Genomic DNA, 15,730 nt, shown 5'->3' with positions numbered 1-15,730 from the left:
AAGATCAGGCCTCAACCGCCAGACCCGCTCGGTCGAGCGCCTCGTCGGCCGGGAGATCGTCGTGGACGACGCCCGAAACCGCGCTCGTGATCGCCTCGGGATCGTCGTGCTGGAAGATCGTCCGTCCCATCGAGACGCCGACCGCGCCCGCGTCCATCGCCCCGCGGACGTTCGCGAGCGTCGCGTGATCGCCCTCGGGTTCGCCACCAGCGATCACCACTGGGAGTCTGGTCGACTCGACGACGTGTTCGAAGCTCTCCGCATCCCCCGAATAGCCGGTCTTCACCACGTCGGCCCCTAACTCCTCGCCCAGCCGAACCGCGTGGCCGAGGCGTTCGGGGTCGGCCTCGTCGACGCCGGGTCCGCGAGCGTAGGTCATCGCAAGCACCGGAATCCCGAGCTCACCGGCGCGTTTGGACAGCTCCGCGAGGTCCTCGATCTGGTTCGGTTCCGAGTCGCTGCCGACGTTGACGTGCATCGAGACCGCGTCCGCACCCGCCCGGATCGCCTCCTCGACGGTCGCGGTCATCCGTTTGTCGTTGGTGTCGGGGCCGACCGTGGTCGAGGCGTTGCAGTGGACCACGTAGCCCGCGCCGTTTTTGTTGGGATGGACTCGCGGTGCGATGCCCTTCTGTGTCAGGACTGCGTCCGCGCCGCCGCGCGTCACGGCGTCGATGGTGTCCTCGATCTCTTTCAGACCGTCGACGGCTCCGATCGTGATGCCGTGGTCCATCGGCACCGTGAGATAGCGGCCGTCTGTGCCGATGCGATCGAGTCGTGCTTGCGTGCCGGCTGTCATACTGGTATTCGGTCGCACGGCGGTTATGTTCGTTCCGGTCGCGGCGTGCGTTGCGCGCCTGCGACCGCCCCGTCTTTGAGTTCTCGGGCCTTCGCTTCGAGTCGGTCGGCCACGGTCGCAGCGTCCTCGTCCGCCTCGTGACCCTCGGCCACTATGTCGACGAGTGCGCTCCCGACGATGACGCCGTCCGCGCCCGCCGCGACCACCTCGCCCGCCTGCTCGCCCGATGAAATCCCGAACCCGACCGCCTTCGGTACGTCCCACTCTGCGAGCCGGTCGAGGCTCTGCCCCGTCTGCTCCGAAACGTTCGCCTTCGCGCCAGTGACGCCGAGACGCGCTTGGACGTAGACGTACCCCGAGACCCGCGACATGATCCGATCGAGGCGCTCACCCTGTGTCGTGGGCGCGACGATGAACACGAGATCGCAGTCGAACTCGTCGCACGCTTCCCGGAGCGGGTCGGCTTCCTCAGCCGGCAGGTCGGGCACCACGAACCCCTCGATCCCAGCCTTGGCGGCGCGTTCGACGAACGCTCGCGGGCGCTCCGCATCGTCGTCACCGTACCGGTAGATCAGATTGTAGTAGGTCATACAGACCAGCGGCACGTCCACATCGAGCTCCTCGACGAACGCGAAGAAGCGATCGGGGGTCATCCCGGCGTCGAGCGAGCGGTTGACCGCCGCCTGGATCGTCGGTCCCTCCGCGACGGGCTCGGAGAAGGGGAGGCCGAGCTCGATCACGTCGGCCCCGCCGCGCGCGAGCGCCTTGACGTATTCGAGCGACGCGTCGTAGTCGGGATCGCCCGCCGCAAGGTACGGCACGAACGCCGGGCCGTCCGCAAAGGCCGATTCGATGGCGTCCATCAGAGCCCCTCCGTGAAGACGTCCATCTCGGGCGCTTCCTCGATCTCCCGTCGGTCGGTCTCCTCGATCACCGTTTCGAGGTCCTTGTCGCCCCGCCCGGAGACGTTCACGATTACTGTGTCGCCGAGGTCGTCGTGCGCTTCGTCTCGCGGTTTCCCGCTCGATCCCTCCGTGGCCGGGCCGTCCAGCCCGGCCACGCGCTCCAGATACGCCAGCGCGTGGGCGCTTTCGAGCGCCGGGATGATTCCTTCCATGTTGGAGAGCCGATGGAACGCCGCAAGCGCGGCGTCGTCGTCGACGTTGACTGCCCGGACGCGCCCGGACTCGACGAGGTGAGCGAGCTCAGGGCCGACCCCCGCGTAGTCGAGCCCCGCCGAAACCGAGTGGGATTCGAGGATCTGGCCGTCGTCGTCCTGAAGGAGTCGGGTGCGCGCGCCATGGAGCACGCCCTCTCCTCCTGTCGAAAGCGACGCTGAGTTGGGTGCGACACCGCGTTCTTCGTCGACCGTGAGCGACGAGCCGCCCGCCTCGACCGCGTGAAGCGACACGTCTTCGTCGTCAAGAAAGGCCGCGAACGCACCCATCGTGTTCGAGCCGCCGCCCGCACACGCGAGGACGCTGTCGGGGAGTCCGTCGGTTTGCTCGCGGATCTGTCGTCTGGCCTCCTCAGAGATCACGGCCTGAAAATCGCGGACCATCGCGGGGAACGGATGGGGGCCGACGACGCTCCCGAGCACGTAGTGGGTGGTTTCGACAGTCGTCGCCCAGTCACGCATCGTCTCGTTGATGGCCTCCTTCAGCGTCCCGCGGCCCGCCGTGACCGGGGTGACGTCCGCACCGTTCAACCGCATCCGGAACACGTTGGGTCGCTGGCGGTTGATGTCGGTCTCGCCCATGTAGACCTCGCAAGGCATATCGAGATGGGCGGCGGCCATCGCGGTCGCAGTGCCGTGCTGGCCCGCGCCGGTCTCGGCGACCACCCGCTCCTTGCCCATGTACTTTGCGAGCAGGACCTGGCCGAGCGCGTTGTTCAGCTTGTGCGCGCCGCCGTGGAGCAGGTCCTCGCGCTTGAGATACACCTCGGTGTCGTAACGCTCGCTCAGCCGCTCGGCACGCTGGAGCGGCGTCGGCCGCCCGCCGAAGTCGCGGAGGCGGTCGCGGAACTCGTCCACGAACCCGTCCTCGTTGTCGAGGACGTACCGCTCGTAGGCGTCGGTCAACTCCTCGATCGCGGGCATCAGCGCCTCCGGCACGTACTGACCACCGTACTCGCCGAACTTCCCGTCCGTATTCCGGCCCTCCGTGCCGATACCCGCACCGGCACCCGCGTCGCTCACGCCTCCACCTCCGCTGTCGTGAGTCGGCGTGTGTTCGCCGCGATGTCGCCGTCCATGATCGCGCTCCCAATCAGAAGCCCGTCCGCGCCCGCTTCGCGCATCCGCCTGGCGTCTTCGGAACTCCCGATACCGCTTTCGGCGATCAGCGTGACGTCATCCGGAGCCGCCGAACTGACTCGCTCGAACGTCGAGAGGTCCACGTCGAGCCGCGCGAGATCGCGGTTGTTCACGCCCACGAGATCAGCGTCCGCCGCGAGCGCGCGATCGAGCTCCCCCGCGGTGTGGACCTCGACCAGCGGGTGAAACCCGCGCTCGCGCGCCGCCGCGATCATCCCGTCGAGGTCGTCGAGAAAGCGCGCGATCAGGAGCACGGCGTCCGCTTCCACCGTGTCGAGCTGGGACTCATCGAGCACGAAATCCTTTCGGAGTACCGGGACATCGACAGCTGCTCGGACCGCGCGGAGCGCATCGGGCGATCCCCCGAAATGATCGGGTTCGGTCAGTACCGAAATCGCCGCCGCGCCGCCGTCCACCATCGCCGTGGCGAGTTCGACCGGGTCCGCGTCGCGCCGGCCGTCGGTCGTCGGGCTCGTGGGTTTGACCTCCGCGATGATCGGAACTCGTCCATCGGCTTCGGCCGTCGAAAGCGCTGCGGGCAACGAGCGTGCGTCGACGGACACTCGTTCGTCCCCGCCCCCGCGCTCGCGGGCGGCGGCGAGGATCGACTCGATCGCGGGGGCGACCCCCTCGCTCGCGTTCATAGTTGTACATCAAAGGACTGTTCTGTACATAAGGCTTGCGTCGCGCGGGCGCACGGTAGCCGAATGTTGAAGGACGACAGCGCTCAATCACTCTCATGACTGAGGAAGCCGGCATTTACGCCCGTGAGTCGTCGTATCTCGACCGGTGTGTCCAGGTCGGGATCGCGAGCGGACGCGTGGTTTCGATCTCCTTTCCGGGCAGCCTCGCGAGCGAGGCAGCGTCCGATCACGACCTCCTCGATCGGATCTTCGACTATCTGGAGGGTGTCGAGGACGACTTTGAGGACGTCGAAGTAGCGCTGACCGTTCCCACCGACCAGCGGGCGGTGCTCGAAGCCGTCCGGGAAATTCCCTACGGTAGCCAGGTCACTGTCGAGCGCCTCACCCGCCGCATTGCCGATTTCGACGCCGACGACGAGGACGACCGCGACCGCGTGCGGGCGGCACTCGACGGGAACCCCGTGCCGCTCGTGATCCCCGACCATCGCGTTCGCGACGGCCCGAGCGCCGCTCCGCCGAAAGTCGAACAGCGGTTGCGGTCGCTGGAAGGGTTGTAGAGAATCCGGTCCTACGACCACTCGACGCCCAGACTCTCGTGGACGGCGAACTCCAGTGCGTTGACGAGGTAGTGAGCGACCACCACGACGAGGAGACTGCCAGTCAGCACGAACGCGCCCGCGAGCACGAATCCCAGCCCCCCGGTCGCGACCATCCCGATCGTACCCTGTGCGCCGTGGCCGAGCGCGAACGCGACCGACGAAAGCACGGCGAGCAGCCACGGCGAGAGTCCGAACCCGGCCGAAAGTGCGCCGATCAGCGCCGCCCGGAAGAGGAGTTCCTCGAAGATCGCGATGGTCGGCAGCACCACGCCGAGGAGGACGATCCAGCCCGCCCGCGAGTCCGGGGCGAGCGATTCGCGGAGCGCGTCGGGCGTCTCGATCCCCACCGCGTTCGCGCCGAGCGTCCCGAGCTCGTTGACGAGGTAGAGCCCGATCCCCACGACGATCCCGATCCCGAGCGCCGGTAGTCCGGTGCTCAACGGTGCGGTACGCACCCCGAGTGCGGTGGGCGGGATTCGGGCGTACCACGCCCCACCAACCAAGACGACCGCGAACAGTCCCTGTGAGAGTGCGACGTTCGCGAGCAGCGCGCCGGTCGAAAACGACGGTGACCGACGTGTTCTGTCTGGTCCCGCCGATGGCTGTTCGATCGGGTCCCTGTCGTCGTGATCCAACGGACTGTCGGGTGGAACGTCCTCGTCACGACGAGAGGGAACGGGCTCGGTAGTCGGCGATCCATCGCCGACTGTCGAGATGGTGTCGTCAACCGCCGAGGCGTCGTCGACCGCCGAAGAAGTGTCGTCGATAGTCGATTGGGAAGCGCGCGCGAGCGCGAGTAAAACGAAGAGAACGAGGGCGGTCAGGCCGGCGAAGACCGCCCACCGGGCCACGTTACTGCGGGCTCGGGCTGCCGGTGCCCTGGCCGACCTGGCGTTCGAGCGCCTGGCCCGTGATCGATTTCAAGCGATCGACCAGCCCGTCGGCCTCGCCCTCGCCGGCGAGGGCGACTTCGAGCACTTCGCTGATGTGGCTGACCGGGACGATCTCGATCATGTCCTCGTACTCGTCCTCGATCATCACGTCCTGTTCGTTCGCCTTCGGGATAATGACCTTGTCGTAGCCGGTCTTCGCCGCCGCCTCGATCTTGTGGGTCACCCCACCGACCGGGAGGACGTCACCACGGACCGAGAGCGAGCCGGTCATCGCGACGTTCTGTTTGACCGGGGCGTTCTCGAGCGCGCTGATGACGGCTGCGGCCACCGTGATGGAGGCCGAGTCGCCATCGACACCCTGCTGGCCAGTCTGGACGAACTGGATGTGGATGTCCTTCTCGGAGATGTTCTCGTCCGAGAACTTCTTGATGATCGCCGAGACGTTCTGGACCGCCTCTTCGGCGATCTCCTGGAGCTTCCCGGTGGCGATCACGCCGCCGGGACCCTGCGATGGCGTCACTTCGGCCATCACCGGCAGCACGATCCCGGAGTCATCGCCCATGACCGCGAGCCCGTTGACGCGGCCGACGACGTCGCCCTGCGAGACCGAGAGCTCGTAGTCCTTCCGGCGCTCGATGTAGTTGTCGGCGAGCTGCTGTTCGATCGAGCGCGACCGGCGCTTTGCCTGGAGCACGTCCTCGCGCTCGGTGAACTCCTTGTCCTCAGCGCGGGCGATGTCCCCCGCGACCCGCACGAGACCGCCGAGCGAGCGCATTTCGAGCGTGAGGTGGCCCTTCCGGCCCGCACGCCGGCGGGCTTCGAGGATCATCTCCTCCAGCGCTTCGCGCGTGAAGTGGGGGAGCCGACCGTCCTTGTCGACCTCCTGGGCCACGAACCGGGCGTACTTCCGGCGCATCTCGGGGTCGTCCTCGATGGTGTCGTCCATGTACACCTCATAGCCGTACCCCTTGACCCGGTTGCGGAGCGCCGGGTGCATGTTCTCCATCGCGTCCAAGTTCCCGGCCGCGATCATGATGAAGTCCGTCGGCACGGGTTCGGTCTGGACCATCGCGCCCGAGGAGCGTTCGCTCTGACCCGTGATCGAGAACTCGCCCTCCTGGATCGCGGTCATCAGCTTCTGCTGGGACCGGATATCGAGCGTGTTGATCTCGTCGATGAACAGCACGCCCTTGTTGGCCTCGTGGATCGCACCGGACTCGACGCGGTCGTGACTCGGCGTCTCCATCCCACCCGACTGGAACGGGTCGTGGCGGACATCGCCGAGCAGCGCACCGGCGTGCGCGCCGGTCGCGTCCTTGAACGGCGCGGTCTGGGTGTCCGAGGAGTCGATCAGGAGGTTCGGGATCATCGCGTCCGTGCTCCGGGAGCTGTACTTGAACGCGAGGTAGATCAGGACGGCGAGCACCCCACCGAGCAGGATCTGACCCGCGATCAGGAAGGAGTACCCGAGCACGATGGCGATGATGATCCACATCAGGAACTGGCGCATCTGGTTGCGCTTTTGGGCCTCCTCCTTGTGGGCCTCGATGATCTGTTGGCCCTTCCCTCCAGGTACTGTGCGGACCTTCGGTTCGTTCCCGTCGTCGGGGTTGTGGTAGACCAGTACGTCTTGGAGGTCCTCCTTCGGGAGGAGCTGGCTCATCGCCTTCGCCAGCATCGATTTGCCCGTGCCCGGCGTCCCGATCATCATGACGTGGCGGCGCTGCTTCGCGGCTTTCATCACCACGTCGCGGGCGTGATCCTGCCCGATGACCTGATCGACGAGCCGGTCGGGAATCTCGATGTCCGCCGTGCTCTCGATTGTGAGGCCGCCGAGCAGACCGTCCTCGGCGTCCTCGTCGATCTCGGCCTCGATCTCGACGTCGCTACCGAGCTCCTCCCCCAGGGGAATGCTCTCGTCGTCTCCCGGCTCCGAGTTCGATCCCGGGTCTGGATCCGGGTCGTGCTCGGTCGGGAACGCGTCGTCGGTGTCCGTGTCGTTACTCATGAGACTGTCTCTAACAGAGAAATAGAGGGCGCGTTTACTGATATACTTTCTCCCCTCGGACGGATTGGCCACACGACCGGAATACAGGGTCGAGCAGCCGTCTGCGCAGTGGGAAGTTCGTCGTGAACGGCCGGATCGTCTTATAAATCCTTCCCCGAACCGACTACGGTGGTACCCATCGGAACCGCTCGACCAGCAGCCAGCAAGGAATCGGCGAGCAGCGACCCGAAAGCGGGAATTTATGCGCAGCGACGTTCTGGCCGATCACATGCTCCGCGGCTTCTACATCGGCCGGTTCCAGCCATACCACGACGGCCACCATCGGATGGTCGAGCGGATCGCGGGCGAGGTCGATGAGCTCGTGCTCGGGATCGGCAGCGCCGACGACTCCCACACTCGTCACGATCCCTTCACCGCCGGCGAGCGCATCATGATGCTCACCAAGGCGCTCGAGGACGCCGACCTCGTGATCTATCCCGTGCCGATCGAGGATCTCGACCGAAACGCGGTCTGGGTCAGCCACGTCCAAAGCATGTCACCGACGTTCGAGATCGCGTACTCGAACAATCCGTTGGTGGTGCAGCTGTTCACCGAGGCCGGCGTCGAGGTGCGCCAGTCGCCGATGTTCGACCGCGAGCGATTGGAGGGGACCGAAATCAGAGAGCGGATGATCGCCGACGACGGCTGGGAGGCGCTCGTCCCCGACGCCGTCGTCGACGTGGTCGAGGAGATCGACGGGATCGAACGCATTCAGCGCGTGAGCGAGACCGACGGCGCGGACTCCTACCGCGCCGACACCACGGCCGACCCCGAGTGAGGAACGCCGAACGGCTATCCCACATGATCACACTCACCTCCGACTTCGGCTCACCGTACCCCGCCGCGATGAAGGGCGTCCTCTGTGCGCACACCGACGCCCGGCTCGTCGACATCGCCCACGACTTCCCCCGCCAGGACGTCCGGACGACCGCGTTCTGGCTCCGGGAGGTGCTTCCGTACTTCCCGCCCGCTACCCACCTCGTGGTGGTCGATCCCGGCGTCGGCACCGACCGAGCGGCGCTCGCGATCCGGGCGGGCGAGCACGTCCTCGTGGGACCGGACAACGGCGTGCTGGCTCCCGTTGCCAGGCAGCTTGCAGACCGTCACGGGGGAGCGCCGGACGACGACGAATCGAGCGCGGGTATCGAACCGTTCGAAATCGTCGTCGACGATCCCGAGAGTGCAACCTTCCACGGCCGGGACGTGTTCGCGCCGGCAGCCGCGCTCGCCCACGAGGCGGGTGTGGGTCATCTCGCAGCGTGCGACGAGTTCGTGCCCACCGACGGCTACGAGGACCTCCGATTCCCGGAGCCAGCCGTCGGGAGCGGTGACGCCACGGGCGAGATACTCGTCGTCGATGGGTTCGGCAACGCCATCACGAACGTCCCGGGCGCGGTGCTAGACGGACGGTTCGGCGAACGGATCGATGTCGACGGCGAGCGCGTGCCGGTCGCGCGGTCGTACGCACACGTCGCGGCCGGCGAGCGCCTCGTCACCGTCGGCAGTCACGGCAACGTCGAACTCGCCGCGAATCGGGGGCGGGGCGACGAGACGTTCGGCGTCGGAGTCGGTGATCCGATCGAGTTGGCGTTCGAGTGATGATCAGTGCGTTCGACGCGATGAACGCGATCGGGCTGGTGGCGTTCGCGGTCGTGGGCGCGCTCAAGGGTGCGGACGCCGACCTCGACCTGTTCGGCGTCGGGGTTCTCGGCATGCTGACCGCACTCGGCGGCGGCATCCTCCGAGACGTGCTCGCCGGCCGCGTTCCCGTTGCACTCCGGACGACCTCGGACGTGAGCGTCGCACTCGCCGGGGTCGGAATCGGTGTCGTGCTCGCACGGGCGATGGGCGGCCGGCTCCGGAACCACACGGCGGTTCAGCTACCCGACGCTATCGGCCTGGCGGCCTTTGCGGCCACTGGCGCGCTCGTCGGGACCGACGCCGGGCTCTCGCCGTTCGGGGTGGTGGTGCTCGCGACGCTCACCGGCGTCGGCGGCGGGAGCATCGCCGACGTCCTCCTGGGGCGAGTCCCGGCGGTGCTCCACGAGGACTTCTACGCGACGCCTGCAGTGCTCGGCGGCGGGGCGTTCTGGCTCGCGACCGCGGTCGGCGTCGCCGCCGGCCAGGCGACCCTCGGCTGTGCGGCGTTCGTCTTCGTCCTCAGACTGGTCGCGCTCCGGTACGACTGGCATCTGCCGACGATCTGAGTCCGTTTCAGGCGACCGCCGCGAACGCGATGGCAGCGGGAACGCCGGCCGTCACCGAGGCCACGGATACCGATGTTTACAACCGCTCGTCGCGGCTGTCCGCTGGCTGATGATCCCTCGATCGGTCAGGGTTTGCGGTAGAGCACTTGCTCCGCGGCGTGGCGGTGCGGTTCGCCACCGGAGTCGTCCTCGAAGACGAACGCGTCGCTGTCGAGACACTCCCAGTCGGCGTAGTACGAGTCGAGTTCGTCCGGCTCGTAGTGATACTCGTTCTCGCCCCAGTCCGGCGCGGGCGGAACGTCGGGGTGATCGACGAACGCGAACATCGCGTGGAGCCCGCCCGATCGAGTTCGTCGCTGGAGGTGGGCGAAGCGCTCCGCGCGCGCACCTCGACGGAGGTACTGGAGTGTCCCGATGGAATAGACCACGTCGACCGGTCCGTCGAGTTCGAGCGTGTTGACGTCCTCGACGCGGGTGCGGATCTCGACACCGCGCTCGTCGGCGAGTCGTTCGGCCTTTTCGAGCCCGTTCGGTGCGACATCGATTGCCAGCACGTCGAACCCTCGCTCGGCGAAGAACACCGCGTCGCGTCCCTCACCTGCACCGACATCGACGATCGTTCCGCCGTCGGAGGCGTACTCCGCAGTCGTGTGGGCGAACTCGTTCGCCTCGGTCCCCCAATAGAACGTCTCGCAGCCGTACCGCTCCTGCAGTTCGTCGTACTCCACGCTCGATCGTCGTCCGGCGGAAAAATAACGGTTGTTAGTGCTTCAGTTGTCGGCGGAGATGACGTCGTCGATCCGGGCGATCATCGTCGCGGCCTCGGTGGCACTCTCGATCGCCTCGTGTTTGACCGCGGCGGGATCGAACACGCCGGCCTCAACGGGGTCGTCGGCCCGGCCAGTCTGACCCTCGCTGATGAGGCCCGCACGACCCTCACTGTCGTGGCGGCTCCGGAGGTCGACGAGCGCGTCGATCGGGTCCATCCCGGTGTTCTCCGCGAGCGTGCGGGGCAGGACATCGACTGCGTCGGCGAACGCCTCGACGGCGAGTTGGCGACGGCCCTCGATGCTCGCGGTCTGGTCGCGGACGTGGGCCGCGATGGCGATCTCGCTCGCGCCGCCACCGGGCACCACACCGCCCGAATCGAGCGCGGCGGTCGCGACGTCGAGCGCGTCGTGGAGCGCGCGTTCGAGTTCGTCGGTGACGTGGTCGGTGCCGCCGCGAGCGAACACCGTGACGGCCTCGGCGGCCGCACCACCTTCGACGAACGCGAGCTCGTCCTCGCCGAACGACTCGACGCGGACCTGCTCGGCTTCACCGAGGTCGCTCGCTTCGAGGTCCTCGATCGCACCGACGCGGCTCGCGCCCGTGGCCCGGACGATCGAGCGTGCCTCGTCGTCGTCGACGCCCTCGAACGCGAGGATGCCTTCCTCGGCGAGGTACGCCGCTGCACGGTCCTCGATGTCCTCGGTGACGAACGCGACGTCGACGTCGAGGTCGGCGAGTGCGTCGGCGTACTGCTCGAACTGGCTCTCCTCCGCGTCGATCGCGGCGTTCAGCTGATCGACGCTCGAGACGTCGTACTCCGCATCGACGTTCGCCTCCCGGATGTCGAACTCGACATCGAGTACCGCGATCGAGGCGTTCTCGACGCTTTTCGGCATGTCCTCGCGGACCGGCTCCTCCTCGCTGATGACGCCCTCGACGAGCTCGGTGGCGCTCGAACTCGAACCGGTCTGCGTTCGAATCGAGATCTCGTCGCGCGCGACGCCGTCGTCACCCTCGACCTGTCGGATGGCCTCGACGACCGTTTCGGCGAGCGCTTCCGCACCCACGTCGCCGGTGCCCTTGCCGGTCATCGAGGTGCGGGCGACCCCGCGGAGTCGGTCGTCGTCGAGGTCGTCGCCGGCGAGCACCTGCTCGTCGACGGCCTCGTGGGCCAGCTGGGCTGCCTCGTGGTACCCCTCGACGATCGTCGTCGGGTGAACGTCGTCGTCGAGCAGCGTTTCGGCCTTGGCGAGAAGCTGACCGGCCAGAACGGCGGCGGTCGTCGTGCCGTCGCCGACCTCTTCCTCCTGAGTCTCGGCGACCTCCGTGATCATCTGTGCCGCCGGGTGCTCGATGTCCATCTCGCCGAGGATGGTCGCGCCGTCGTTGGTGATGACGACGTCGCCCGCATCGGAAACGAGCATCTTGTCCATCCCTCGGGGACCGAGCGTCGTTCGTACAGCCTCCGAGACCGCCTTGCCGGCGGCGATGTTCGAGCTCTGTGCGTCCTGGCCGCGTGTCCGCTCCGTGTCCTCGCTCAGGATGAACATCGGCTGTCCACCCATGCGCTGTTGCTGTGCCATGATGGATTCCTCACCAACGGGTCGTTTGCGGTTCTATATAAAACTTCCTACTGAGTGGCGAGAAAACGCCGGACGTGAGCAGGGTGGTGTGGCACATCATACCCAACAGTATCTGATCCACGTAGCCACTCAGGGAATGGAAACGGATCACGCCGAACGCCGGTTCAGCGCCGATCGTAGACCGCGACCGCTCGGTCCGACCGCGAGGAGATCCCGTTGGGGTTTCGCCGACCGCGGTCGCGCCACCGCGCGAGGAGGCCGGCAGCGTCGCCACGGCCCGACCCGGTGAGCACGTCGCGTCCGTTGGCGAACCACGATGTCGGAGCACCGTCGCCTCGGACGACCCCGGCGAACCCCGAGAGCGCGTCGCTCACGGCGTGGCTCGCGAGCCGGCGCGCGGTCGTCGGCCGAACTCCATAATTTTTGACGAGTCGGTAGGCGAGCGCCCGATACTTCCAGTACCAGTCACGCTCGGTCCGGCCGCCGTCGGAGATCACCGGACTGCCGGAAGTCCCCGGCCTCGTGGGACCGACGGCGGCCGCGTCCTGGACGCACATTCCGTCCTGCCAGTCCACTGCGTACCCGTTCGCGGCGAGCCGATGGGCGAGATCGCGCGCGCCGCCGGTTCGGAGGTACTCGTCGAACCCGTCGAGCGCGTCGAGCGCTGCACGCGAGAACGCGACGTTTCGGCCGTCGACGTACGTCACCTCACGTCCGGCGATGATCCGTGATTCCGGACCATCGCGCCGTTCGCCGTCCGCCCCGGTAGGGCCGGTGACCGCCCCCACCCGATCGCGGCCGCCGGGCATGGGATATCCTTCAGCGAAAACGTGTGCGCCCGCGCGTGCCGCACCAGGGTCGAGTCCCGCCGCGACGGCGTCGTCCCAGCCCGGCTCGACGGTTCTGTCGTGGCCGACGATCGCGATCCACTCGCCCGAAGCGTGCTCGATGCCCGCGTTCCGGGCGACGTTGAGGTTGCGGTCGGCGACTTCCACGAGCACGTCGACGTCGTCGCGCTCCCTGACCATCCCGGTGGTGCCGTCGGCCGAGGGGCCGTTCACGACGACGACCTCGCTCTCGGGAGCGGCCGTGGCGAGCGCGTCGAGACACGCCACGAGCTGGGTCCGGCCGTTGAGCGTCGGCACGACCACCGAGAGCTGCATGAACAACCGATAGACGATCTCTGTATAAAAATGCCCGTGTTCAGCGTCGCGTTCGCGCCGTTCGGATCGATCGCGACATCGGGGATGGGAGAGAATATCCAGCCGTCACTCCGTCGTCGACAGTGTCCACTCCCCAGTCGCTCGGACGTTCAGATAGGCGGGGCCGGGAAGCGTTCCGGTGCTCTCACCCTCGAACGAGCCGAGTTCGTTGAAGATCGACGTCGTGATGGGTGAGTCGCCGACCGCGATCGGGGAGACGACGAAGGGACCATCGCCGTCGTGCGATCCCGCGAACGTCGTCGCACCGTCGAACGCATACGGTCCGACGTAGCCGAGTCTCTCCCCGTCCGCATCGATCGGTAGCGACTCGGGTTCGGGGTCGGTGGGCTGATTCAGCGTGAGTTCCCAGTCGTCTGCGGCGGTGACATCGAGGCTATAAGCCCCGACCGTGCCGACATGTACCACCTGGCTCCCCTCCACTTCCCCGATCGTGTTCGCGAGCGTGACGCTCCCGGCGAGGTCGCCGTCGGTCGGGACCAGCCTCACGATGAAGTTCGATTCGCCCTCGTGGCTGAACGCGGCCGTGACGGGACCCTCGGTCAGTCCGAACAGTTCGTCTCGTGGACCCTCACCGTTCGCGACCGTCACCGGATCGTCGCTCCCGTGCAACGGAACGACGTTTCGATCGCCGGCGCTGTCGTTGCCACCGGCAATCGCAGTATTTCCGGTGGTTCTGCCGTCGGTGTCGTTCGTAGCGTTCGTCCCGACGGTAGTTCTGGTCGTGGTTCCGGTCCCAGACACGTCCGTTCCGCCCGCCGCGCCCGTTTCGGTCGGTTCGAGCGTTTCGACGACATCGGTCGGGGTTCCGTCGTTCTCGGCCGAGGCTCCATTACCGGCGAGACTCGAACACCCCGAGAATCCGAACGTGCCGATAGACACCGCCACGAGATACGTTCGCCGACGCATAGCCCTTTGACCCGACGCCGATCGTATAGGTGTGTCGCCAGTACTATATCGGGAACGACGAGCGGCACGACTCACGAACGCCGCGACACTACCCCTTCAGCCGAGTATCCCAGTACGACACCGACGCCACGTGGTCACCGATCGGCGACTCCATGACGGCAGTATCGACCTCACGAAGGCGACCCGCCAGCCGATCGGGGAGCTTCCGATACAGACCATACGGGAGGAAGAAGTCGTGTTCCTCGTCGGCGAGTCGGAGGCCAGCGCCGTCGAGCAGCTGTTCGACCTCCATTCGGGAATAAAGCCGCGATCCCATCGGAAGGAGCCAGTTGTAGATGCTCCGGGTGCTGAACCGTCGGAACGTGTCGAAGACCACCTGATCGCGCGCGACCCGCTGCATCTCCGCGAGGAAGGAGGCCGGGGTGTCGGCGAGATGGAAAAATCGCATCGCGATGACGGTTTCGAAGTGATCGTCGGGGAAAGGGAGCCGAGCGGCGTCGCCGCGCATGAACTCGAGGTGGTCGGCGACGCCCGCCGCACGGGCCTTCTTCCGCCCCTCTTGGAGCATCGCCGGCGAGATGTCGAGGCCGACGATGTCCGCGCCGCGCTCGGCGAGCATCGTGGTGAACCTCCCCGTACCGCAGGCGATCTCGAGCATTCGCTTGCCCTCGACCGGGCCGACCGCCGAGAGCACGGCTCGCTTCTCGCGTTCGTCGATCAGCCGGCCGCCGTCGGAGAACCGCTTCGACTCGTAAGTCTCGGCGATCTCGTCGGCCTGGTACCACTCCTGTCCCTTCACGCTGTCCGATGTTCGCCCGCCCGGGGATAAAACCGTACTGGATGCGCTCGACGGCCCCCTCTCTCGGCTCGTCGCCGTCCCCTCAGTCAGCTCCGCCGGCGACGACGTCGTCGGGCCGGATCCGGATCTGGACGCGCGCACCCTCCTCGTCTTCGAGGCCAGGATACTCCTCGACGTCCATGTACCGGCGGGCGAGCTGGTGGATGTGCTCGACCGCACCGTCCTCGGTGAGTTCGTCGACTTCTCCACGCACTGAGACGAACCGGTAGGGGTCGTCGGGATCGACCATCGAGAGCCCGACCTTCGGGTTCCGGTTGACGTTCTGCTCTTTCTGTCGGCCCCGCGCCGTGTTGACCAGCACGCGGTCGGCGTCGAGGTCGTAATCCACCCAGACCGGTGTCGCCTGCGGCGTGCCGTCGGGCATCATCGTAGTGAAGTGGGCGAACGTCTCGCGCTCGAACAGATCGTGGAACGACTCCGGAATCGACGCCATACGTCGGCTTCGACCGACTCCATCAAAGCGGTTGTGCCGACTTGATATAAGGATGTATGTACAAACTCATGTGGCCGTATTATACATGCGCATATATGGGGAAGTTTTACCAGTTCCCTCGCTGGAGGGGCAGGTATGAGTGCCACGACGGACCACGCACAAGCCGACGGCGCGCTGTCGAAGACCGAGTACCGTGATCGTTTGCGCGAACTCCCCCCGAGCGCGAAGCTCGTCGCCAAGGTCCTCGAATCCGATGCGCCGCTCTCGCAGGGCCAGCTCGCCGACGAATCGCTGCTCCCCGATAGGACTGTGCGCTACGCGCTCAACAGGTTGGAGGACGTCGAACTCGTCGGCTCGCGGTACAGCTTCCACGACGCGCGCAAGCAGGTCTACTTCCTCAACACGTAGCGCGGACGAGCGGCTTTTCCCCCATCGCGACCGGCGGCCAG

At 66.8% G+C, this 15,730-nt stretch carries 17 protein-coding genes; 5 read left to right on the top strand and 12 right to left on the bottom strand.

The genetic code is table 11. The annotated features are described in order from the left end of the window. Positions 1 to 4 precede the first annotated feature (4 nt). The 4 genes from C449_RS14865 to trpC all read right to left on the bottom strand — a co-directional run bounded on the left by C449_RS14865 (position 5) and on the right by trpC (position 3,760). A complete protein-coding gene (locus tag C449_RS14865; RefSeq protein ID WP_006078860.1) occupies positions 5 to 799 on the bottom strand; it encodes a 2-amino-3,7-dideoxy-D-threo-hept-6-ulosonate synthase in 795 nt (264 codons plus the stop codon). A 23-nt stretch (positions 800 to 822) separates the two neighbouring features. Beyond that, positions 823 to 1,662: a tryptophan synthase subunit alpha gene (trpA, locus tag C449_RS14860; protein WP_006078859.1), complete on the bottom strand. Its 840-nt coding sequence runs from the start codon at positions 1,660 to 1,662 to the stop codon at positions 823 to 825. Further along, positions 1,662 to 2,900, bottom strand: a complete 1,239-nt coding sequence (gene trpB / locus C449_RS14855; RefSeq protein ID WP_241430133.1) for a tryptophan synthase subunit beta — start codon at positions 2,898 to 2,900, stop codon at positions 1,662 to 1,664. The genes trpA and trpB overlap by 1 nt, the downstream gene beginning before the upstream one ends. A 95-nt stretch (positions 2,901 to 2,995) precedes the next feature. After that, a complete protein-coding gene (gene trpC, locus C449_RS14850) occupies positions 2,996 to 3,760 on the bottom strand; it encodes an indole-3-glycerol phosphate synthase (RefSeq protein WP_006078857.1) in 765 nt (254 codons plus the stop codon). 95 nt (positions 3,761 to 3,855) lie between these two features. Here trpC and C449_RS14845 point away from each other — a divergent pair, with 95 nt between their 5' ends. Continuing rightward, a complete protein-coding gene (locus C449_RS14845) occupies positions 3,856 to 4,317 on the top strand; it encodes an MGMT family protein (protein ID WP_006078856.1) in 462 nt (153 codons plus the stop codon). Between the two features lie 11 nt (positions 4,318 to 4,328). On the opposite strand, the gene C449_RS14840 is transcribed toward C449_RS14845, so the two are convergent. Both C449_RS14840 and lonB read right to left on the bottom strand, forming a co-directional pair. Further along, complete coding sequence (locus tag C449_RS14840) at positions 4,329 to 5,210, bottom strand: CPBP family intramembrane glutamic endopeptidase (protein ID WP_006078855.1); 882 nt, start codon at positions 5,208 to 5,210, stop codon at positions 4,329 to 4,331. A gap of 1 nt (position 5,211) precedes the next feature. Beyond that, positions 5,212 to 7,260: an ATP-dependent protease LonB gene (gene lonB, locus C449_RS14835; protein ID WP_006078854.1), complete on the bottom strand. Its 2,049-nt coding sequence runs from the start codon at positions 7,258 to 7,260 to the stop codon at positions 5,212 to 5,214. Between the two features lie 268 nt (positions 7,261 to 7,528). Between lonB and C449_RS14830 the strand changes: the two genes are divergently transcribed. Genes C449_RS14830 through C449_RS14820 form a run of 3 tightly spaced genes read left to right on the top strand, consistent with a single transcriptional unit; the run spans position 7,529 to position 9,506 of the window. Beyond that, a complete protein-coding gene (locus tag C449_RS14830; RefSeq protein WP_049914298.1) occupies positions 7,529 to 8,077 on the top strand; it encodes a nicotinamide-nucleotide adenylyltransferase in 549 nt (182 codons plus the stop codon). Positions 8,078 to 8,100: 23 nt separating this feature from the next. Beyond that, on the top strand, positions 8,101 to 8,898 hold the full coding sequence (locus C449_RS14825; protein ID WP_006078852.1) for an SAM hydrolase/SAM-dependent halogenase family protein: 798 nt from the start codon (positions 8,101 to 8,103) through the stop codon (positions 8,896 to 8,898). Next, positions 8,898 to 9,506 carry a trimeric intracellular cation channel family protein gene (locus tag C449_RS14820; protein WP_006078851.1) on the top strand — a complete coding sequence of 203 codons (609 nt, stop codon included), beginning with the start codon at positions 8,898 to 8,900 and terminating at the stop codon, positions 9,504 to 9,506. Before C449_RS14825 ends, C449_RS14820 begins: the two co-directional genes overlap by 1 nt. Positions 9,507 to 9,631: 125 nt before the next feature. Here C449_RS14820 and C449_RS14815 read toward each other — a convergent pair whose 3' ends face one another. From C449_RS14815 to C449_RS14790, 6 genes are all read right to left on the bottom strand, one after another. Next, positions 9,632 to 10,234: a methyltransferase domain-containing protein gene (locus C449_RS14815; protein WP_006078850.1), complete on the bottom strand. Its 603-nt coding sequence runs from the start codon at positions 10,232 to 10,234 to the stop codon at positions 9,632 to 9,634. A 42-nt stretch (positions 10,235 to 10,276) separates the two neighbouring features. Then, entirely contained in the window at positions 10,277 to 11,860 is a 1,584-nt protein-coding gene (thsA, locus tag C449_RS14810) for a thermosome subunit alpha (protein ID WP_049914296.1), read from the bottom strand. 164 nt (positions 11,861 to 12,024) lie between these two features. Next, positions 12,025 to 13,023 carry a glycosyltransferase family 2 protein gene (locus C449_RS14805; protein WP_006078848.1) on the bottom strand — a complete coding sequence of 333 codons (999 nt, stop codon included), beginning with the start codon at positions 13,021 to 13,023 and terminating at the stop codon, positions 12,025 to 12,027. Positions 13,024 to 13,128: 105 nt separating this feature from the next. Beyond that, positions 13,129 to 13,989 carry a hypothetical protein gene (locus C449_RS14800; RefSeq protein WP_006078847.1) on the bottom strand — a complete coding sequence of 287 codons (861 nt, stop codon included), beginning with the start codon at positions 13,987 to 13,989 and terminating at the stop codon, positions 13,129 to 13,131. Between the two features lie 88 nt (positions 13,990 to 14,077). After that, the gene (locus C449_RS14795; RefSeq protein WP_006078846.1) at positions 14,078 to 14,788 is read right to left on the bottom strand and encodes a class I SAM-dependent methyltransferase; all 711 of its coding nucleotides are present in this window, start codon (positions 14,786 to 14,788) and stop codon (positions 14,078 to 14,080) included. 82 nt (positions 14,789 to 14,870) lie between these two features. Next, on the bottom strand, positions 14,871 to 15,281 hold the full coding sequence (locus C449_RS14790) for a PPOX class F420-dependent oxidoreductase (protein WP_006078845.1): 411 nt from the start codon (positions 15,279 to 15,281) through the stop codon (positions 14,871 to 14,873). 135 nt (positions 15,282 to 15,416) lie between these two features. Between C449_RS14790 and C449_RS14785 the strand changes: the two genes are divergently transcribed. Continuing rightward, positions 15,417 to 15,689, top strand: a complete 273-nt coding sequence (locus C449_RS14785; RefSeq protein ID WP_006078844.1) for a MarR family transcriptional regulator — start codon at positions 15,417 to 15,419, stop codon at positions 15,687 to 15,689. The last annotated feature ends 41 nt before the right edge of the window (positions 15,690 to 15,730 follow it).

The organism is Halococcus saccharolyticus DSM 5350, from assembly GCF_000336915.1.
Classification (GTDB): domain Archaea; phylum Halobacteriota; class Halobacteria; order Halobacteriales; family Halococcaceae; genus Halococcus; species Halococcus saccharolyticus.
Note: the sequence above shows the minus strand (reverse complement) of the source record. Positions and strands in the feature narration are given on the sequence as shown.